Below are 20,590 nucleotides of genomic sequence, written 5' to 3'. Positions count from 1 at the left end.
TGGTGGCTAGCCGAAGGCGCTCTCGACCGGCCGCTGGGCGGAGGCGGACGCCTCGCGCTCCCCACTGGTCGGCGACAGTGCGACGAAGGCCGAGGTCAGGAAGAGGTAGGACCCGAGGCCGACGGCGAGGGGGAAGATGAACTGCATCGCCGTGGCCCCGGGCAGGGCCGCGCCGGAAGGGGTGACGTGGACGCGCACCGCGAACATGCCGGTGTAGTGCATGCTGGCGACCGCGGCCCCCATGATGAGCGAGGCGCCGAAGACGGCGACGGGCGACTTGATGTTGAGCCCCGCCCACAGGGCCGCCGTCGCGGCGACGACGGCGATCAGGACGGACAGGCCGACGAGCGCGGGGTCGTAGTCGACGTCGCCGTGCAGCCGGACCGCCGCCATGCCCAGGTAGTGCATGCTCGCGACCCCGAGCCCGGTGGTGAGGCCGCCTAGGAGGAGCGCGCGGGTGCGGTCCTTGCCGTAGCCCACGGCGAAGACGCCGGCACAGACGACGATCATGGCGACGAGCAGGCTGGCGATGGTGAGCGGCACGTCGTAGCGGATGTCGGTGCCGCTGACGCCGAAGCCGAGCATGGCCACGAAGTGCATGGTCCAGATGCCGGTGCCGATCGCCGAGGCCGCGGTGATGAGCCAGTTGCGGCGCGACCGTCCGGTGGCGCCGAGCGCGCGGACGGTGCAGCGCAGCCCGAGGGCTGAGCCGATGCAGGCCATCACGTACGACAGCACGGGGGTCAGCCAACCGAAGGTCGCGTGGTCCAGGTGTCCCATGACCCCGGGACGCTAGGAGGACAGGGGCGCACAAAGAGGGCGCATTTCGAAAGGTATTGAAATATGACACAGCGGTACCCCTGAACGATCGCGTCCAGCTCGAACGTGCGCACTGGGGCGTCATCCGTGTCGGTGAGGGATCATGCGGAGCATGAGCGACGACCACACGCATGTCCGGGAGTTCTTCACCGCGCGCGCCGCGGACTGGGACCGCCGGTTCCCCGACGACGGTCCCGCCTACGCGGCGGCGGTCGCCGAGCTGGGGCTGCGCGCGGGCGACCGTGTGCTGGACGCGGGCTGCGGCACCGGGCGGGCCCTGCCGCCGCTCCGGACGGCCGTGGGGCCCTCCGGAGCGGTCATGGGCGCCGATCTGACGCCTGCCATGCTCCAGGCCGCCGTAGCCGCCGGCAGGGACCGTCAGGGGCAGTTGCTGCTCGCCGACGTGTCCGCGCTGCCGGTGCGGTCGGGGTCGCTCGACGCGGTGTTCGCGGCCGGGCTCATCGCACACCTTCCGCATCCCACCGAGAATCTGCGGGAGTTGGCACGCGTCGTGCGCCCCGGCGGCACGCTCGCGCTGTTCCATCCGATCGGCAGGGCCGCGCTCGCGGCGCGCCAGGGCCGGCAGATCACCCCGGAGGACCTGCGCGCCGAACCCAACCTTCGCTCCCTGCTTGCCGGTTCGGGCTGGCGCATGACCTTCTACGTCGACGAGGACACCCGTTTCCTGGCGCTGGCCGTGCGGGAAGGCTGACGTAACGGCGGTTAGCCTTGGACCCTTCTTCTGCGGGAACTCCAACTCTACGTTGAGTAGCAGGAGATGAACGTTCAGTGAATGTCAACCACGTAGGGGGAAGGTGGTTCGCATGTGGGGCAAGGTGCGCAAGTCCGGTTCCAGAGTCCGCAACGCGTTGCGCGTGGAGGTGGACCCTGGCCGGGACAAACATCCGCACAATCTTTTCGAGGCCGCGGCCACTTACGTGTCGGCCCGCGCGGAGGACGACCAGGACCGGCAGGACGAGGCGTCGGGCTGGGTGTCACCGGAGGCACTGTCCTTCGGCGTGAGCGAGCTCGCGTGCAGGGCCGTCATCGCGCTGGCGCGGGAACGCGACGAGTCCCCTCAGACCGTGGCCCGCGCCCTCCTCGGGCTCCCCGCGGCCTGACACGCGGGGCATCGCGCGGTCGATTCGCCCCGTGCACCCGGAAAACTGCAGGTCCGCGTCGCTGGGCAGTCGTGACAAGCTGCTTCCGGTCGCATTAGGGTGCGCGCCGTTGGACGAACCGATGGGGAGGCTGGGATGGCCGGGACGGACGAGGACGCCGTCGCCGCCGAGGACGACGCGCTCTATGTGCTCACGGCGGTACTGCTGACGCCGGCGAAGTTCCCGAGCGTGCTGGGCGACGACTATCCGGAGGCCTGCGCGGCGCTCGGCCTCGCGCCGCTCGCCGACGGATACGGCCTGGTGCTCGGCCAGGACGGCGACGGCGCCCGGTGGACCGTCGTCGTCGACGACGTCTCCCTGGTCGCCGTGGCCATCGCGTCCTGGGACTGCGGCATGGAGTACGACCTGTCGCCCACCGAGCGCACGGTCGTCGCCGCCCTGCCCGGCTGGCCCCTGGCGGTCGCCGTCGCGGCTCCCGGAGTGCCGGAACCGCACGACCCGGGTCCCGACGTCGTGGACGGTCCCGCGCTGGCGCCGCCGGACACGACGACGTGGGGGCCGGCCCAACGGCGGCTCGGAGCCGACGAGATCGCCCTCCAGTGGGCCGTGTGGCGCGAGCAGATCGACGACGCCGACTTCCGGGTCCCCGAGGCCACCACGGACCCCGACGGGGCCGAGAAGGCCGATCAGGACCTGGACGAGGGCGCCGAGAAGAAGCCCGGCCACAGCGGCATCCGACGCGTCCTGTCGGAGGCACGGGGATACGTGGACTCCCCGCCGCCGCTGGGCCGGGTGCGGTCGTCCTTCGCCCCGGGCGAGGCGCGGACGCTGCGTGCCGACGGTCCCGGCTGGTCGCTCGTGGCCAGGACCGACGACATCGCGTTCGTACTGCTCGACGAGGAACCGGGCGAGGTCCTGCCGGTGGGCCGCGGGCCGGAACTGCCGGGCCTGCTGGAGGCGCTCGACAAGATGGCCGTACGACCCAGTTGAACGGCTGCGTCACGCGCGCGGGGAGCTCACGCGAGCAGGGGCGGGGACCCGGCATCGGCGAACCCGCTCACGCGTGCGTGCAACCTGACGCGGCTCGGCGTCACAGGTCCGTGTCGACGAGGAGAGCGCCCATCGCCGTGTCCGGGTCCTGGTGGGCTCGTAGCGCCTCGAGTTCGGCTCTCCAGGGTTCCTCCCAGCTCGCGGCCTGACCGCCTCCCCGGACGAACACAAGGGCCAACTGGCCGGAGTGGGCCGTGCCGTGGGAACCCAGAGCGCGTGCCGCGGCGAGGGCCGCCTCGCGCACGCGTGACCGCCCGAAGTCCATGGGCAGGTACGTGGGCACCGACAGGCGCGTCGGTGCGGCTTCGCACAACCGAGCCAGCCGCGCCCAGCGATCCGCCCGGTGTCTGCCGTGGCTCATGTCGCGCAGGGCCGCGTCCCAGGTGAGACGTGCGGCATCAGTCGCCAACCCGACCTCCTCCAAGATGTCGATCAGCGTGTCCAGAGCAGGGAGCACCAGCCGGTCGCCACCACCCGGCCGCACGTCGCCCGCCACCGCGTGCAGCCTGCGCAGGGCGTCGGTACGCACCAGAGGGTCCCGCGCGCGGGCCCGCTCCCCCAGCAGATCGAACGCGCGCCGGACAGCGGCCTCCGAGACCGGTCCGGGTGGCAGCCGCACCAGTTGGCGGGCCGCCGCGTGCCACACCCGGCCGGCTCGCTCCGGGTCCGCCACGGCGTTCGTGAGCACATGGATCCCGTCCGGCGTGTCCGCCCCGAGCCAGGACGGCAGGATGCCGCACGTGGCCACCGCGGACTCGTCGTCGCCCTCTTCGAGGATCCGCACCAGGAGCGCCGTGTATGCCAGCCTCTTGGGGGTGGGCACCGCACGTACGCGTGCGTGCACGACGGCTTCGCGTACGGCGCGTTCGTGAACCGAGCCCAGGAGGCGGTCGGTCACGCCGGGCCGGTCGATCGCGGGCAGCAGCGCGCGGGCCAGCTCGGCCCGGACATCAGGGTGCCCGCCAGGCTGGTCCCAGGCCGCGACGAGGGCCTCGAAAGCGTCGTCGCCCGACAGGGATCCCAGCACCCGTGCGACCTCCTTGCGGGTGCCGACCGGGGCGTCGGCGGCGCGGGCCACTGGGGCGAGCAGGCGCACCGTCTCGTCGTCGGGCAGTCGCGCGAGAAGCCGCCGGATCGCGGCCATCGCGGCCCGCCCCCGCACGCCTCCGGTCGCCGCGTGTCGCAACAGAAGATCCCGGAGGGCCACCGCGTCAGGCGCCTCCTCGGCCATCCGTACGGCGAGTTCACCGAGTGCGGTGAGGGCTGCCGCTGCCACAGGCTGCGGCGCCTCCGCGGCGAGCGCGGTCAACAGGGCGGGGTCCCTCAGGAGTTGTGCCGCGTCCGTGCGGACGTGCAGGGGAGCCGCCTCGTCGGCGGCCACGCGCGCGTGGTGCTCGCTCCACGCGTCCCGCTGCCGCGGCAGCCACCTGCCGACCACCCCGGGGTGCAGCCGCGGCGTCCAGGGCGTGGCGCGGGGGCGCAGGTGGCCTCTGAACTCCCCGCTCGCGGCCGCCAGTACGGGATCGAGGAGGACGGTCCGGCGTGTTGTGACGGTTCGCAGGACGAGAGGCACGGTGGCGAAGGTGGCGTCCAGGGAGATCAGTTCGGCACAGCGCTGTTCCCGCAGCCGCGGCGGCCACACCCAGGCAGTGGCGGCCCGGGCCGCGAGCACCGGGTCGTCGCACTCGACGGCGATGCCCCGCGCCTGCGCGTCGAGGTCCGGCAACTCGGTCAGATGCGTCCTGAGGAGTTCGGCGAGGGCCGTGCCCACCTCGGGCCGCTGGGGTGCGCTCTGCTCCGTGGCCGCCCAGATGGCGCGGGCGGCCACCTCGTCGACGCGCACAGGAGTCAGCGGGCCGGTGTGCCGGGGCGCGGACGCGACCTCGCCCAGGAGCGCGACGGCGATGACCGCGCGTTCGATGTCGCCGACTGCCGCCGCTCGTTCGACGACGCGGTGGAGCAGTGTTCGGGCCGCGTCGAGGGTGTCCGCCGTCGAGTCGCGCGACTGGACGGTGGTGCGGACGGCGTCGTGCAGGACCTGTTTGGGCAGGGCGGCGAGCAAGTGGGGTGCGGTGCCGGCGAGTTGCTGCAGTGCCGGGCGGCGGACCTCGTCCCGGTCGTGCCAGGCCCGTTCGCAGTCGAGGGCGACACGGGCGAACTCCGCCGGGTCGCCCTGGAGTTCCACACAGGCCAGCAGGGCGGGCCAGGCCTGGGCGCGATGGTGGACCCGGTGATTCTCGGCAAGTTCACGCAGGAGCGGCTCGCCCTGGGCCAGGGGCAGGGTCACCGCCCATCGGGCCGAGTACCAGGGCCTGCGGGAGTTCTTCAGTCGAGGCTTGATCAACGCCACACGGTCGGCGGGGTCCAGCGCGGCGAGCGCCGGACCGAGGGAGGCACTGTATCGATGGCGCGCGATCCGGCTCTCCACGACCCGCCTCCGTTCGACGGGCGCAAGGAGTTGCAACAGGGTGTCGGGAGCCACCTCTTGACGGCCTGGCCCCCTGTACCTGCTGTCGATGGCGGGGCAGTGCTCGGCGAGCACCAGGAGATCCGCCGCGGACAGCCCGACCAGGATCCGCCGTAGAGATGACGGCAACGGCCCTGCGGGAACGGCGTATTCGCGACGCCGGCCGTCCTCGCACGGCGGCGCCGCTCTCAGGACGGCCACCGCCTGCGCGGGCCGGTAGAGCGCGGAAAGGACTCCGCGCGAGGTGAGCAGGTCGGGGGCCCGCTCCAGGAGCAGGAGGGCCGCGTCGGGGTCACGGCGAGCGGCGACCGTCGCGGCCCCGCGATGACCCCGGTGGAAGGCGTACGACTCCTCCGCCGCCTGGTGCTCGCTCTGTGCCGCCAGATACGCGGCGAGGGCCTGGGGTGCCGTGCGGGCAAGGGAGTTGATCGTGCCGGCGGACGGTTCGACGCGGGGCAGCCAGGCCGCCACGGTCTCCGGAGGACAGGCGGGCAGCAGCTCGGCCGCTTCCCTGAGGCCGTGGCGTTCGAAGACGCCGGGCAGCAGTGCGGCGGCGAGGGCGTGGCGACGGCTGCGTCTGAGCAGCCGGTAGGTGTCGAGTCGAATAGCCCTGATGTCGCTCGACGCCAGTCGTTCCAGGGCCTGTTCGGGTATCGGGAGTCGGACGGCCGCCGCACGCGCGCGGCGGCCCAGCAGCGGGTCGGCCAAGGCCTCGGTCACCCGTTCCAGATCCCGGCGGACGACCGCCAGGAAGAGAGCGGTGTGCCGCTCGTCCCCGTCGCCGGTGTCGAGGGCGTGGTGCAGGGTCTCGTACGCGTGTGGAGTGAGCGTGCGGGCATAGCGAGCCAGGGCGCTCATGCGTGCCGGGAACGGCAAGGGGTCGAAGTGGGCCCTGAGCCAGGCCGGCGTCAAGGGCGCCGGCGACGTGTGGTTCTGGGGCTGTTCGGACGGCGTCCGGGACGCCTCGTATCGGGCCATCAGCGCTCACCGAGGAGTCGCTGGGCCTCCTTTCCATGCTTCATGCGGCCATGGTGATGTGCCGCCCGTCCGGCAGGCAAACGATTTTGGCACCGGACGCCGGACTGGGCGCCACCCGTCGTCCGGGGCCGTACGTCGCACGGTCCCCGGACGGCGATGTGACCAACTCCTGTGCGCACGCCGACCTCGCCGCCCGAGCGCGTCGGTGTGTCTCTGTGCCGGGGTACCTCCGTGTCCGTGCGGTCAGCGACCCAGCTCCTTGCGGCTGACCCGGCGCAGCCTGCGCCGCTGGGAAGGGTCCAACGTGAGGTACGCGGCGGTCGGGACTCCCAGGATGATCAGGAGCGTCGCCCACCACGGCAGCCAGATCAACAGGATGAGCCCGACCGCCACACCCCCTGCGGCGATCTTCGCCTTCTTCGACATGTACGTCGCCTCCTTCGCGGCCGGGGCCGCTCTCTGTCCTGAAAACGGGTCCGCGCCGCGCACAGTTCCGAACGGCGACCCTGAGACATCCCTGAGGCGCGACCCCTACTCGTCCCTGAGACCCTCCTACCCAATCCCGGACCCGGCCAGGTCACGGATCGGCCGCTCCGGTGGATCGTTCCCATGCTGTACCCTCGGCGACCTCAGGGCCTGGTAGTCAAATTTGAGGAGTTCGGTATCGCTGTGCAGAGCGTCCCTGCGGCAACGCCGTCCGAGACGGCAACACCGTCCGAGATCTCCGAACTTGCCCGCTGCTGCGCCGTCTTCGTCCCGGGCGATCCGGCCCGTAGCGGCAGAGTCGCCTTCTGGCGGCCCGACGGCACCGCTCCGCCCCTCGTCACGGCCGGGTCCGTCGAGGACCTGACCGTCATCGTGCCGGACGACGACGGCGTCCTGCCGACGAGTGTGCCCGCCGTCGTCCTGCCCGTACGGACGGCGCTGCCGGTGCTCACGCGTGCGCGTGCCGACGTGAACGGACACCGCGCGAGCGTGTTCTGGGGCGCGGCCTCCGTACTGGCCCTGCAGTTCGTGGCGCGGGGGTTGCTGCTCCCTGGTCTGTCCTCCGGCGACCACGACGCGTGGCGGGTGGGCCCACTGTCGACGGAGGACATCGACCGCGTCCGCCAGCTGGCCGCCACGATGCCGCCTGAGGCCCATGCCGTGGCGCTCGACGGCTCGGAGCCGCCACGGCTGCCCGACCCTGAGCCGCTGCTGCGCGCCTTCCTCGACGCGGTGGCCGACACGTTGCCCCGCTCCCCCGCCGCCCCGCTCGTGACGGGCGGGCCCGCCTACGCGGCGCGCGAGCCGAGGCACATGCCCGAGCAGCGCGCCTGGGCCGCCGATGTCTCCGCCGGTCACGACGCCGGCGTACGGATCTCGCTGCGGATCGAGGTGCACGGCCTCGCGGACCCTGCCCTGGACGAGGGGACGCTGTCCTTCCGGGCCGTTCCCCAGGTGCACGGCGTGACCGATCCGGGTCTCGTGGCCGACGCCACCGAGGTGTGGGGCGGGTCCGGCGTCTTCGGTCCACGCGCGCGTATGGACGCCCTGCTCGCGCTCCGTCGCGCCGCGCGGGCCTGGCCGCCGCTCGCCCCGCTGCTCTCGGCGAGCGTGCCGGACGCGGTCGAACTGGCCGACGAAGAGATCACCGAACTTCTCGGAACAGGCGCCCAGGCGCTCGCCACGGCCGGTGTCGACGTGCACTGGCCGAGGGAGCTCGCCCGTGAGCTGACCACTCGTGCCGTGATCGGTCCGCCGGACGACGCGCCGAAGTCCGGACGGTTGGCCTCGGACACGCCGTCGTTCCTGTCCGCCGACGCGCTGCTCGCCTTCGACTGGTCGTTCGCGCTGGGCGATCAGCGGCTCACGCGCGAGGAGCTGGACCGGCTCGCCGAGGCCAACCGTCCCGTGGTGCGGCTGCGCGATCAGTGGGTGCTCGTGGACCCGCGTGAGGTCCGTCGCGCCCGTGGTCGGCAGGAGCGCAAGATCACGCCCGTGGAGGCGCTGGGCGCCGCTTTGACGGGCTCCGCGGAGGCGGACGGCCAGTTGGTCGACGTACAGCCCACGGGGTGGCTGGCGGCCCTGCGGGAGCGGCTCGCGGATCCCGAGGCGCAGGATCCCGTGGCGCAACCCGCCGCGCTCGCGGCCACGCTGCGCGACTACCAGAGGCGAGGGCTGAGCTGGCTGGCCCGGATGACGTCCCTGGGGCTCGGCTGTTGTCTGGCGGACGACATGGGGCTCGGCAAGACGATCACGCTGATCGCGCTCCATCTGCACCGGCAGACGGAGGAGCCGTCGGCCGGTCCCACGCTCGTGGTGTGCCCGACGTCCCTGCTGGGCAACTGGCAGCGCGAGATCGAGAGGTTCGCCCCGGGTACGCCCGTGCGTCGCTTCCACGGGGCGCGGCGCGGTCTGGAGGGCGTGGCCGACAGGGAGTTCGTGCTCACCACGTACGGGACGATGCGCCTGGACGCGGCCCGGCTGGCCGAGGTGCCGTGGGGCATGGTCGTGGCGGACGAGGCGCAGCACGTGAAGAACCCGTACTCGTCGACCGCGCGGCAGCTGCGTTCCATCGGCGCACGCGCACGCGTGGCGCTCACCGGCACCCCGGTGGAGAACAACCTGTCGGAACTGTGGGCGATCCTCGACTGGACGACCCCGGGGCTGCTGGGCCGGCTCGGGACCTTCCGCACCCGGTACGCGCAGGCGGTCGAGGGCGGACAGGACCCGGCGGCCGGCGAGCGGCTCGCACGCCTCGTCCAGCCGTTCCTGCTGCGGCGCCGCAAGTCGGACCCGGGGATCGCCCCCGAGCTCCCTCCGAAGACCGAGACCGACCGTGCCGTGTCGCTGACCACGGAACAGGCGGGACTGTACGAGGCCGTGGTGCGCGAGACGCTCGCGGAGATCGCGGCCGCCGACAGCATGGTGCGGCGCGGACTCGTGGTGAAGCTGCTGACCGGGCTGAAGCAAATCTGCAACCACCCGGCACAGTTCCTCAAGGAGGAGCGGCCGAAGATCGCCGGGCGCTCCGGAAAGCTGGAGCTGCTCGACGAGTTGCTCGACACCATCCTCTCCGAGGGGGCGTCGGTTCTCGTGTTCACCCAGTACGTGCGCATGGCACGTCTCCTGGAGCGGCATCTGGCGGCCCGTGGCGTCGACACCCAGTTCCTGCACGGCGGGACGCCCGTCGCCGAGCGCGAGTCGATGGTGCGGCGCTTCCAGGACGGTGAAGTGCCAGTCTTCCTGCTGTCGTTGAAGGCCGCGGGCACCGGGCTGAACCTCACCCGGGCCGAGCACGTCGTGCACTACGACCGCTGGTGGAACCCGGCCGTCGAAGCGCAGGCCACGGATCGCGCGTACCGGATCGGCCAGACCAGGCCCGTGCAGGTGCACCGCCTGATCGCCGAGGGAACCATCGAGGACCGCATCGCCGAGATGCTCGACCGCAAGAGGGAGTTGGCCGACGCGGTGCTGGGCTCCGGCGAGGCGGCGCTCACCGAACTGACGGACACGGAGCTGGCCGCTCTGGTCGAGCTGCGAGGGGGCGGGCGATGAACGCGTACGACGGTGATGCCTACGACGACGGCACGGAGCGGACGTTCGCCGCGCTGCCGCCCGCGCAGGGGCGAGGCTTCGCACGGACCTGGTGGGGCCAGGCGTGGCTGAAGGCGCTGGAGGACACGGCGCTGGACTCGCAGCAGCTCAAGACGGGCCGCAGGCTCGCGCGCACCGGAGCGGTGGGTGCCGTGTCCGTGCGGCCGGGGCGGATCACGGCCGTGGTCCAGGGCCGGGACCGGACGGCTCACCGGGCCGATGTCCTCCTGGCGGAGCTCTCCGAGGAGCAGTGGGACCGCCTGCTGGAGATGACCGTCGAGCGGGCCGGGCACGTGGCGGCCCTCCTTGACCGCGAGATGCCCCCGCACCTGGTCGAGGACGCTTCGGCCGCGGGCGTCGAACTGCTGCCGGGCATGGGCGAGTTGGAGCCGGAGTGCGACTGCGGCGCCTGGGACCACTGCGGGCACACGGCAGCCCTCTGCTACCAGTTGGCGCGGCTCTTGGACGAGGACCCCTTCGTCCTGCTGCTGATACGCGGACGGGCCGAACGCGCCCTCCTGGACGACCTCCAGGCCCGTAGCGCCGCCCCCGCCGAGACGCCCGCCGGGCCACCGGGAGTGGACGCGGCCGAGGCCTACGCGGCCGGCGACATCCTGCCGACGTTGCCCACCCCGCCCGGACTGCCCGTGTCACCCGCCGTGGTGCCCTCTCTGGACACCGATGTCCCACCCGGACCGGGCGTCGATCCGGCCGCCCTGCGTCACTTGATCGCCCGGACGGCGGTCGAGGCACGGCGGCTGCTCGCCGACGCCCTCCGCGCCGGATCGGAACAGCCGGGCGGCGAACCGGAGTTGACGGTCGCCCAGGATGCCGTCCGGTTGGCCGTCGATGCCCCGGACGACGTGATCGTGGACCGGCTCGCCGTCGGATCGGAGCGCGGCCGGGAGGAATTGGCGCTTGGCGTTGAGGCCTGGCGCGTAGGTGGTGCCGCCTCGCTGTCCGTGCTGGAGGAGGAGTGGCCCGTCGCCGACGAAACGCTCGCACGCGCGCGTGCGGCTCTGGATTCGGCCTGGGACGAGGACGAGCGTCCGGCACTGCGGATGCGGGGCAACCGATGGACCGTCGTCGGTGCGCCGAACCAACTCCGCCTGGGACGGGACGGTCGCTGGTGGCCGTATCGCAGCGAACGGGGGCGCTGGGTGCCCGTCTCGGGCACGTCCAGGGATCCGGCGACCGCCTTGGCCGCTTTGGAGCCGACAGCCGCGGAGGAGGGCTCCTGAGACGGGCGCCACTCCGACGCAGACGGACGCCACCCCGGCACACATGGGCGGCACTCGATCCGTACCGGATGTGCCCGCCAGGGCCCCCACCAGCCTTACGGGCGGCCCGTGTGCTTGGGCAGCCGACGCCCCCAGTTCACCTCTTGGTAGCGGCGCGTTCGCCGGAGGGCCGAAATCTGGCCGCTGTCAACCAAGTTGTCACTCAGGAGGCCCGATGTCCCCGCACGCCACCGGCCCGCACCTCGTCAGACGTTCCGTCGCGGCAGGTGTTCCGCTCGCCGTGATCGCGGCCCTCGTGGCGGCTGGTCCGGCCACCGGCGCTCCGTCGCGGACCGCGCACGTCGTACAGACGGCCACGCTCGGCGACATCCCGCTCGGGACGTTCAGCAACTCCCTGCTGCCCGGCACCGTGGCCAATGACCGGGGCGTCGACCTCGGCGGCATCGGCAGCGACATCTACCCGGCGGGCCGCAAGGGCGAGTTCTGGACGGTCACGGACCGCGGGCCCAACGGCCAGATCAAGGTGTCCGGAAAGAAGCGCCGTACGTTCCCGGTGCCCGGGTTCGATCCGGCGATCGTGAAGATCCGGGTGTCCGGCAGCTCCGCGAAGGTGCTCGACGCGCTCCCGATCACCACGTCCTCCGGGAAGGCCGTCACCGGGCTGTCGAACCAGGAGGGCCGCGACGAGGCGCCGTACTCCTACGACGCCCAGACCCCGTTGTCGTACAACCCGAACGGGCTGGACACCGAGGGCATCGTGCGTGCCGCGGACGGGACCTTCTGGCTCGTCGACGAGTACGGGCCCTCGATCGTCCACGTCTCCGCGCGCGGGAAGGTGCTCACACGGTACGTCCCCAAGGGGCTGCACCTCACCGGCGCCGACTACCCGGTGGTGGAGGCCCTGCCGGCCATCTACCTGAACCGGCAGGTCAACCGCGGCTTCGAGGGACTCGCCCAACTCCCGGGCGGCGACCTGGTGATCGCCCTGCAGAGCCCGCTGTCGGTGCCGGACGGCGACACCGCCGAGGGCTCGCTCAACACCCGTCTGCTGCGCTTCTCGCCCAAGAAGAAGGCGGTCACCGCCGAGTACGCGTACCGCTTCGACCCGGTGAACATCGTGGACCCGAGTGAGGACGACACCTCCGAGCTGAAGATCTCCTCCGTCGTCGCCCTGGACGGTGACCGTCTCCTGGTCGAGGAGCGCACCGACAAGGCCGCGCGACTGCAGGTCGTCAAGCTCGGGCGGAGTGCGAACATCCTGGGCGGCGCCTACGACGACGCCTCGACGTCGCCCTCTTATGAGGAGCTCGCCGACCCGGCGGCCGCCGGTGTCCCGGTGCTCGCCAAGAAGCTGGTCGTCGACCTGGGCACGGTCGCCGGTGTGCCCCAGAAGATCGAGGGCGTCGCGCGCGTGGACTGCGACACGATCGCCCTCATCAATGACAACGACTTCGGCATGACGGACGGCGCGGAGGCCTTCGACGCGCAGGGCCGGCTGGTCGACAGCGGGATCGAGACGAAGGTCACCTACGTGCGGCTGCCGCACGGCATCTGAGCCGACGTCACGGCAGGTCGATGTCCCCCAGGGACGGGATCAGCGACTCGATCTCGCTCGGGATGCCGCTCGGCAGCTCGGTGGGCAGCTTCGAAGGGAGCCCGCTGGGCAACTCGCTCGGCAACGTGGTCGGAAGGCTGAAGGACGGCGAGGGCGAGCTGCTTGAGGGCGCGCCGCTCTCGGCGGGTGACTTCTTGTCGGACGAGTCGTCGTTGCCGGAGGCCATCCACAGGACGACGGCGACGACGGCCCCGACCGCCGCGATCCCGATCAGGAGGAGGAAGAGCGGGTTCCGTCGCCTTCTGGGCGGTTCCTGCGGCGGCTGCCAACTCACCTGGGTCGGCGGCTCGTAACCCCCTCCGTTCCCATAAGCCCCGTAGCCGGGGCCGAAGTCGTCCGAGGGCGGTCCGAAACCACCGCCCGAAGGCGGCGTACCACCCGGCGGTCCGGGCGGCTGAGGCGGTACGGGCGGCATGGCCATACCGTCCAGAGTCGCCTCGCAACGGACATGAGGCGACCCCCACGCGGAAGTTGATACGGGCCCATGCCGTGGACCGCACGATTCCGCAGCAAACGCGCACGCACGCGTGTGTGCATCACCTCAAGCACACACGCGTGCGTATGCGGCACGGGCCGACAGCGTCAGCCGCGGGCGCCCAGAAGGTGGTCCATCGCCAGCTGGTCGAGGTGCTCGAAGGCCATCCCGCGCGCGGCGGTCGCCTCGACGTCGAACTCCTCGAAGGCGCCACGGTCCGCGAGCAGAGCCTGCAGCCCGTCCGCGGCGGTCGGCTGCGCGAGCTCGTCCAGACGCGAGGCCTTCAGGGCCTCCTGGACCTCCGGGTCGGCGCGGAAGGCGGCGGCGCGGTCCTTGAGGATGAGGTAGTTGCGCATGCAGCCCGCCGCCGAGGCCCACACGCCGTCGAGGTCCTCGGTCCGCGGCGGCTTGAAGTCGAAGTGGCGGGGACCGGCGTAACCGGCGGTCTCCAGGAGGTCGACGAGCCAGAAGGCGGCGCGCAGGTCGCCGGCGCCGAAGCGCAGGTCCTGGTCGTACTTGATGCCGGACTGGCCGTTGAGGTCGATGTGGAAGAGCTTGCCCGCCCACAGGGCCTGCGCGATGCCGTGCGGGAAGTTCAGCCCGGCCATCTGCTCGTGCCCGACCTCGGGGTTGACCCCGTAGAGCTCGGGGCGCTCCAGGCGCTCGATGAACGCGAGGGCGTGGCCGACGGTCGGCAGGAGGATGTCGCCGCGCGGCTCGTTCGGCTTGGGCTCGATCGCGAAGCGCAGGTCGTAGCCCTGGGAGACGACGTACTCGCCTAGGAGGTCGAAGGCCTCCTTCATGCGGTCGAGGGCCACGCGTACGTCCTTGGCGGCGCCGGACTCGGCGCCCTCGCGGCCGCCCCAGGCGACGTAGGTCTGCGCGCCGAGCTCGACCGCCAGGTCGATGTTGCGGATGGTCTTGCGCAGCGCGTAGCGGCGCACGTCGCGGTCGTTGGCGGTGAACGCGCCGTCCTTGAAGACCGGGTGGGTGAAGAGGTTGGTGGTGGCCATCGGCACCTTCATGCCGGTGGCGTCGAGGGCCTGGCGGAAGCGCTTGATGTGCGACTCGCGCTCGCTGTCCGAGGACCCGAAGGGGATGAGGTCGTCGTCGTGGAAGGTGACGCCGTGGGCGCCGAGCTCGGCCAGGCGCTGCACCGACTCTACGGGGTCGAGGGCACGCCGCGTGGCGTCGCCGAACGGGTCCCTTCCCTGCCAGCCGACGGTCCACAGCCCGAAGGTGAACCGGTCGTCGGGGGTGGGCTGGTAGCTCATGCCGCGGCTCCTTGATTGCTTGCGACTGCTCACTGATTGCCGGTGACTGCTCGCTTGCGACTATTTCGTCATGGCGGTTTACAAATTAGTATGCGGACGCATCCCTGGGAAGGGACAAGATGTCCCCGAAGGGGTGCGGTCCGGGTCACCAAGGCCCTGGCACCCTCGAAACAGCAGGTCAGAGCCCGCAGAGCCGCGGAAAAAGGGAGAGCCCGATGTCAGCAGCCGAGGGTCCGCTCGTCGTCGGCGTGGACACGTCCACCCAGTCCACCAAGGCGCTCGTCGTCGACGCGGCCACCGGCCGGATCGTCGCGAGCGGTCAGGCGCCGCACACCGTCTCCTCCGGAGCGGGCCGCGAGAGCGACCCCCGTCAGTGGTGGGACGCCCTGGTCGAGGCGTTGCACCAGTGCGGCGACGCGGCGCACGAGGCGGCGGCGGTGTCGATCGGCGGCCAGCAGCACGGCCTGGTGACGCTGGACGAGCGGGGCGAGCCGGTGCGTCCGGCCCTGCTGTGGAACGACGTACGCTCGGCGCCGCAGGCCCGCCGACTGATCGAGGAGCTGGGCGGCCCGAAGGCATGGGCGGAGCGCACCGGAAGCGTGCCCGGCGCGTCCTTCACGGTCACGAAGTGGGCCTGGCTGGCCGAGCACGAACCGGAGGCGGTCCGTGCCACGAAGGCGGTGCGTCTCCCCCACGACTACCTCACCGAGCGCCTCACGGGACAGGGCACGACCGACCGCGGCGACGCCTCCGGTACGGGCTGGTGGGCGGCCGGGACCGAGTCGTACGACCAGGAGACCCTCGCGCACGTGGGCCTCGATCCCGCGCTGCTGCCGCGCGTGGTGCGGCCCGGCGAGGTGGCGGGGACCGTGCGGGACTGCCACGAACTGCCGTTCTCCAAGGGCACGTTGGTGGCTCCCGGTACCGGGGACAACGCCGCCGCCGCGCTCGGTCTCGGGCTGCGTCCCGGCACGCCGGTGCTCAGCCTCGGCACGTCGGGCACGGTGTACGCCGTCTCCAGGCGCCGGCCCGCCGACCCGACGGGCACGGTGGCGGGCTTCGCCGACGCGCACGGGGACTGGCTGCCGCTGGCCTGCACGCTGAACTGCACACTTGCCGTCGACCGCGTGGCCGCCCTGCTGGGCCTGGACCGCGAGGCCGTCGAACCCGTCTCCGGGGTCACGCTCCTGCCCTACCTGGACGGCGAACGCACCCCGAACCTGCCGAACGCCTCGGGCCTGCTGCACGGGCTGCGCCACGACACGACCGGGGGCCAGGTGCTGCAGGCCGCCTACGACGGCGCGGTGCACTCCCTGCTCGGGGCGCTGGACCTGGTCCTCGACGAGGACGCGGACCGCTCGGCCCCACTGCTGCTGATCGGCGGCGGCGCCCGGGGCGCGGCCTGGCAGCAGACCGTACGCCGTCTTTCGGGCCGTGCCGTCCAGGTGCCCGAGGCAAAGGAGTTGGTGGCGCTCGGCGCCGCCGCGCAGGCTGCGGGCGTGCTGACCGGTGAGGACCCGGCCGCCGTCGCCCGGCGCTGGAACACGGCCGCGGGACCGGTCCTCGAAGCGGTGGAGCGGGACGAGGCGACGCTGGCCAGGATCGCCGGGGTACTCTCCGACGCGGCCCCGCTGCTGGAGCGGGGGACGGACTGAGCTCCCCGACGGACGGCGACCGAGGACTGACCCAGGCATGACCGCACCGCTGCACGAGGCCCACCCCGACGGCCCGGGGCGGCCGTCGCACGAGGCCCGTCCGGTCGGTACCGGGCGGGTCCTGTCCGACACGCAGCAGGGCATGCGCCGCCGCAATCTCGCCCGGGTCATGCACGCCGTCAGCGCCGAGGGGCCGCTCTCGCGGGCCGCCGTGTCCTCGCGCATCGGCCTGACCCGGGCTGCGGTATCGACCCTCGTCGACGAGCTCATACGCTCGGGACTCCTTGAGGAGCTGGGCCCCGAGCGGCCCGGCCGGGTGGGCCGTCCCGGCTCGGCGCTCGCCGTCAGCGGGCAAGGTCCCGCCGGGATCGGCGCCGAGGTCGGCGTCGACCACCTCGACGTGTGCGCGGTCGATCTGCGCGGGCAGGTGCGCGCGCGAGCCGTGCGGCACGGCGCCAACCGCGGCCGCTCCCCCGGCCCCGTGATCGAGGAACTCACCGAACTGGTACGCCGTGTTGTCGCCGAGGCGGAGCACGAGGGGCTGTGGCCCGCGGGTCTCGCGGTGGCCGTCCCGGGCCTGGTGGCGCGCGACGCCCGCACCGTCGTGCGCGCCCCGAACCTCGACTGGCACGACACCGACCTCGGGGCCCTGCTGCCCGCGGACTTCCCGCTGACCGTCGACAACGAGGCCAACTTCGGCGCGCTCGCCGAACTCTGGCTCGGCCAGGACACACCGCTGGACTTCCTGCATGTGTCGGCGGAGATCGGTATCGGCGCGGCGGTCGTCGTGGCCGGCGGGCTGCTGCGCGGAACGCGCGGTTTCGCGGGCGAGTTGGGGCATGTGCCGGTGTGGCCGGACGGACCCGGCTGCGCGTGCGGCGGGCGCGGATGTCTGGAGCAGTACGCCGGTGAGGAGGCGGTGCTGCGCGCGGCGGGCCTGGCACCGGGCGAGGACCGGGTCGGGCTGCTCGCGCACCGGGCGGCCGAGGGCGACGAGGACGTACGGCGTGCGCTGCGCGACGCGGGCACGGCGCTCGGCATCGCGCTGACCGGGGCGGTCAATCTGCTGGACCCCGAGAACGTGGTCCTCGGCGGCGCGCTGGCCGGGCTCGCGCCCTGGCTGCTGCCGTCGCTGGAGGCCGAGTTGGACCGGCGTACCGCGGGGCCCGCCTGTCCGGTGTCGGTCTCACAGCTGGGGTCCGAGGGGCCGTTGCTGGGCGCCGCGCACTCGGTGGTCCGGGCGGTCCTCGACGACCCGACGGCGGTGGCGGGACGGGGCTGATCCCGGCCTCAATCTCCGCTGAATGCACTGCTGTTCACCCCTGTGGGTGACCGAGTTATCCACAGTCACGGCGTCGTCCACCGAAGCACGCTGTGCCCTTCTGCCCAACCGGCGGGCGCCGTACCGTGATTCACGCGAAGCCCACCCGTCCCGCTCCCTAGCGCAGACCCGACACCGCCCGGGTCCACCTCGACGACCCCACCCCGAGCAGCCCTCGGCAGACTCGACGGCCCACCTTGAGCAGTCCTCGGCAGAACGGAGCAGCACAGCGATGAACGACCCCCGGATCCTGACCGTACGGCCCGAACCGGGCGAGTACGCCTGGACGTTCGGCGGCGCGCCGCCCGTCGCCCGGATCGTGCCCGGCACGGTTCTGGACCTGTACACGGAGGACTGCTTCGCGGGGCGGGTGCGGTCCGAGAAGGACCTGGTGTCCGAGGTGTGCGAGTTCCCGTTCCTCAACCCGCAGACCGGCCCCTTCCACATCGAGGGCGCGGAGCCGGGCGACACCGTGGCCGTCCACTTCGTGTCGATCGAGCCGGCCCGGGACTGGGCGGCGTCGACCACGGTCCCGCTGTTCGGCGCGCTCACCTCCACACACACCACGGCCACGCTCCAGCCTCCGCTGCCGGAGACCGTCTGGATCTGGCAGCTGGACCGGACGCGGCGCACGGCGTTGTTCCGGGCGCACGACAGCGACTTCGAGGCCGAGCTGCCGATGGATCCCATGCACGGCACGGTCGGCGTGGCCCCCGCCAATATCTGCAATAGCACCGTGTCTGACAGGACCAGTCTACCCCTGTCGGCGGTCGCCGGACAGGGCACGTGAGGCGCCAAAACCGCAGCTCAGAGGAACTGCCGCGTGTCGAACATCCCTCCGCCCGCAGTCGCTTGCACGTCGTCCAGGCAGACGGAGAAAAGGCCGATTGATCTACCGCGCAGACTGACGCTGTGCCAGCACTGGAATCGCTGCGATCTTGTCCGCCGTTAGGTCGTTCCAGACAAGGCCGCTCGGCCGCCTGCGATTAGGACAGGGGATCACGGCGTCGGGCGTGACGATGTAGTCCACGCTGAAATCGTGCTCGGTCTCAGGGATGTCGTCCTCGACGACCTGGAGCTGATGAACTGGCGCGACGATCACCGTCTGATCCGTCACGAGGCCCGCCTCGATCAACAGCGCAACCTCAAGGTCGGAGTACCCAGCACCCTTACCGATGCGGGCACCCGACCGGTTCACGGCGACACTGCCGCACACCACGAGGTCGATAGGTCGCATGTCTTCAACGCCGAGCCGGCGGGCCACCTGAGCCGCGCCCTTCTTGTCGGCAGCTTCCTCGACGGAGATTTTCAACGTCTCGGGATCAAGCAGGAAGAACGGTTGCAGACTCGCCATCCTCGGAACGGCCATGTAGAGAAGCTTGCCGTCCTTCAAGGCACGGACACGAACGGGATGCTGTGCCCAGTCGGGATTCGCCTTGACGGTGGTGGCACCTCGCCACTCATCCAGAGTTGCCAGCTGTTCGGCTGTCGCCTCCGCTCCGTAGAACCCGGGGATCTTGCCGTACGACTCGGCAGGTGCACCACCACCGTCAATCAGTCGTCGCCACACCCGCTCGCGGACGGCCTGCTTCGCCTGGTCGATGTCCGTCAACACTCCACCCGTTCTACATCAGGGCGAGCAGACGATCGTTAATCTCCTGCGCCCATGGTTCGGTTCGCCACTGCCGCAGCTCACGCCCGGCAGAGAACGCCAGATTAAGTCCGCCGCCGCCACGCGTCAGCTCTACGGCATCAATGGTGCGGTGCATGGTCGCGGCAGCTTCGTCCAGTTTGCCTTGACGGATGAGTGCCAACGTCAGGTTCCCCAGTGTGATCGCCTGGCTCTTCTTCTTGGCAGCCAGCGCTCGGGAAGTCATGCGCAAGATGGGTTCGGCGCGCTCGGGGAGATCAAGGAACAAGTAGCAGGAGCCAGCCAGCCGGTTGAACTCGTTCACTGTGTAGTACGGCGCGGCCACGTCATCGGGATGGGCGCGGTCAAACTGGGCCTCGGCCTTCTTCAGGGCGTCTTCACACTCAGAGAGCGCGCCAGTCATGGCGTGTCCCTCGGCAACGTGAAGCAGGCTCAACCCAGTGAGCGACGGACTGACAGATTGAGCGGCGTCGGCAGCTTGTTCTGCGAGAGTCACACCTCGGACAGGGTTCTTCTCGCCGTACAGCGCAACGAAGCTCATGCGGAGCGTGGCGTACGACTCAGTAGATGGGTCTCGGGCGTGACGCGCAGCCGCGACAGCTTCCTTGAAGTACCCGAGCGGGGCTTGGTGGTCGCGACGCTGGGAGACGTCCCAACACAACTGTCCCATCAAGGTGCTTGAGTCGGCCTCGACTTCGTACAGCGCCCGGCGCACGCGTGGGTTCGCGACGTTCTCGCGGAGGAAGCGCACCTGGCCGTGAAGCTGACCGGCACGACCCAACAGGGCGGTTGACGTTTCTTGGTCGTATGCCTCATCCAGCTTCCGCAACTGCTCATGGATGTAGGCGACCACCATGAGATCGGCCACTGCTGGATTCTCCAGGGCATACGTCACCCGCTCACTGGGTCGTGAGTCGGTGACAGTGATGTCGTCGAGCAGTGCTTGAAGCTCGTCGTTCGAGACCTTCAGCGCCACGGCCAGCTTTGGCCGTAACCATGCTTGCGGCTCCGTCTCGGCTGATTCCCAACGACCTACTGTCGAGCGTTCGACACCAAGAAACTCGGCAAGGCTCTCTTGGGTGTGGCCTGCCGCTTTGCGGCGCCGGACGAGACCCATCCGCTTCGCTGGCATCGCCCATCCCTCCGTGCGGGGGCGAGCTTCACCATAACGGTGCAGGCGGCATCCGTGCGGGCCAGCGCCAGGAATCCCTCACCAATGCGGCAAGAGTGCCGCACGTTTGCTGTGGTGTCTTTGCAGGTCAACCCGCTTCTCTTACGGGCAGGTTGGCGAGTAGTTGGAGCCCCCGTGCCACTGCTCGCCAGCCGCTCCAGTCCCCCAGGAGG

15 protein-coding genes and 1 pseudogene are annotated in these 20,590 nt (G+C 71.4%); 9 read left to right on the top strand and 7 right to left on the bottom strand.

Translation table 11 applies throughout. From position 1 onward, the window contains the following. Positions 1-6: 6 nt before the first annotated feature. A complete protein-coding gene (locus tag ACWDR3_RS23290) occupies positions 7-780 on the bottom strand; it encodes an MHYT domain-containing protein (RefSeq protein ID WP_450354456.1) in 774 nt (257 codons plus the stop codon). Between the two features lie 151 nt (positions 781-931). Between ACWDR3_RS23290 and ACWDR3_RS23285 the strand changes: the two genes are divergently transcribed. From ACWDR3_RS23285 to ACWDR3_RS23275, 3 genes are all read left to right on the top strand, one after another. Beyond that, on the top strand, positions 932-1,531 hold the full coding sequence (locus tag ACWDR3_RS23285) for a class I SAM-dependent methyltransferase (protein ID WP_450354454.1): 600 nt from the start codon (positions 932-934) through the stop codon (positions 1,529-1,531). Positions 1,532-1,643: 112 nt separating this feature from the next. Next, on the top strand, positions 1,644-1,940 hold the full coding sequence (locus ACWDR3_RS23280) for a hypothetical protein (RefSeq protein WP_450354453.1): 297 nt from the start codon (positions 1,644-1,646) through the stop codon (positions 1,938-1,940). Between the two features lie 135 nt (positions 1,941-2,075). Further along, complete coding sequence (locus tag ACWDR3_RS23275; RefSeq protein WP_450354452.1) at positions 2,076-2,930, top strand: hypothetical protein; 855 nt, start codon at positions 2,076-2,078, stop codon at positions 2,928-2,930. A 100-nt stretch (positions 2,931-3,030) separates the two neighbouring features. Here ACWDR3_RS23275 and ACWDR3_RS23270 read toward each other — a convergent pair whose 3' ends face one another. After that, positions 3,031-6,315, bottom strand: a complete 3,285-nt coding sequence (locus ACWDR3_RS23270) for a hypothetical protein (protein ID WP_450354451.1) — start codon at positions 6,313-6,315, stop codon at positions 3,031-3,033. Positions 6,316-6,678: 363 nt separating this feature from the next. Next, the gene (locus ACWDR3_RS23265; protein WP_401726133.1) at positions 6,679-6,861 is read right to left on the bottom strand and encodes a hypothetical protein; all 183 of its coding nucleotides are present in this window, start codon (positions 6,859-6,861) and stop codon (positions 6,679-6,681) included. Between the two features lie 183 nt (positions 6,862-7,044). Between ACWDR3_RS23265 and ACWDR3_RS23260 the strand changes: the two genes are divergently transcribed. The 3 genes from ACWDR3_RS23260 (at position 7,045) to ACWDR3_RS23250 (ending at position 12,810) form a co-directional block, all read left to right on the top strand. Continuing rightward, the gene (locus ACWDR3_RS23260) at positions 7,045-9,975 is read left to right on the top strand and encodes a DEAD/DEAH box helicase (protein ID WP_450354450.1); all 2,931 of its coding nucleotides are present in this window, start codon (positions 7,045-7,047) and stop codon (positions 9,973-9,975) included. Continuing rightward, the gene (locus ACWDR3_RS23255) at positions 9,972-11,255 is read left to right on the top strand and encodes an SWIM zinc finger family protein (RefSeq protein ID WP_450354449.1); all 1,284 of its coding nucleotides are present in this window, start codon (positions 9,972-9,974) and stop codon (positions 11,253-11,255) included. The genes ACWDR3_RS23260 and ACWDR3_RS23255 overlap by 4 nt, the downstream gene beginning before the upstream one ends. Positions 11,256-11,469: 214 nt before the next feature. Beyond that, complete coding sequence (locus ACWDR3_RS23250; RefSeq protein ID WP_450354448.1) at positions 11,470-12,810, top strand: esterase-like activity of phytase family protein; 1,341 nt, start codon at positions 11,470-11,472, stop codon at positions 12,808-12,810. Positions 12,811-12,817: 7 nt separating this feature from the next. Here the strand turns inward: ACWDR3_RS23250 and ACWDR3_RS23245 are convergent, their stop codons facing one another. Both ACWDR3_RS23245 and xylA read right to left on the bottom strand, forming a co-directional pair. Beyond that, positions 12,818-13,285 carry a hypothetical protein gene (locus tag ACWDR3_RS23245; RefSeq protein WP_450354447.1) on the bottom strand — a complete coding sequence of 156 codons (468 nt, stop codon included), beginning with the start codon at positions 13,283-13,285 and terminating at the stop codon, positions 12,818-12,820. Positions 13,286-13,452: 167 nt separating this feature from the next. Next, complete coding sequence (gene xylA, locus ACWDR3_RS23240; protein WP_124000744.1) at positions 13,453-14,619, bottom strand: xylose isomerase; 1,167 nt, start codon at positions 14,617-14,619, stop codon at positions 13,453-13,455. Between the two features lie 215 nt (positions 14,620-14,834). Between xylA and xylB the strand changes: the two genes are divergently transcribed. The 3 genes and pseudogenes from xylB to ACWDR3_RS23225 all read left to right on the top strand — a co-directional run. After that, positions 14,835-16,274, top strand: coding sequence for a xylulokinase (gene xylB, locus ACWDR3_RS23235; protein ID WP_450354446.1), 1,440 nt, complete (start codon positions 14,835-14,837; stop codon positions 16,272-16,274). 37 nt (positions 16,275-16,311) lie between these two features. Further along, positions 16,312-17,556: an ROK family protein gene (locus ACWDR3_RS23230; protein ID WP_450354445.1), complete on the top strand. Its 1,245-nt coding sequence runs from the start codon at positions 16,312-16,314 to the stop codon at positions 17,554-17,556. A gap of 271 nt (positions 17,557-17,827) precedes the next feature. After that, positions 17,828-18,319: pseudogene (locus tag ACWDR3_RS23225) on the top strand (acetamidase/formamidase family protein); the annotation flags it as partial. Between the two features lie 168 nt (positions 18,320-18,487). On the opposite strand, the gene ACWDR3_RS23220 reads toward ACWDR3_RS23225, so the two are convergent. Together ACWDR3_RS23220 and ACWDR3_RS23215 are read right to left on the bottom strand one after the other, a co-directional pair. Beyond that, entirely contained in the window at positions 18,488-19,207 is a 720-nt protein-coding gene (locus ACWDR3_RS23220; protein WP_450354444.1) for a 5-formyltetrahydrofolate cyclo-ligase, read from the bottom strand. 13 nt (positions 19,208-19,220) lie between these two features. Next, entirely contained in the window at positions 19,221-20,378 is a 1,158-nt protein-coding gene (locus tag ACWDR3_RS23215; protein WP_450354443.1) for a helix-turn-helix transcriptional regulator, read from the bottom strand. Between the last annotated feature and the right edge of the window lie 212 nt (positions 20,379-20,590).

The sequence above is a fragment of the Streptomyces sp. NPDC001002 genome, assembly GCF_053599215.1.
Note: the sequence above shows the minus strand (reverse complement) of the source record. Positions and strands in the feature narration are given on the sequence as shown.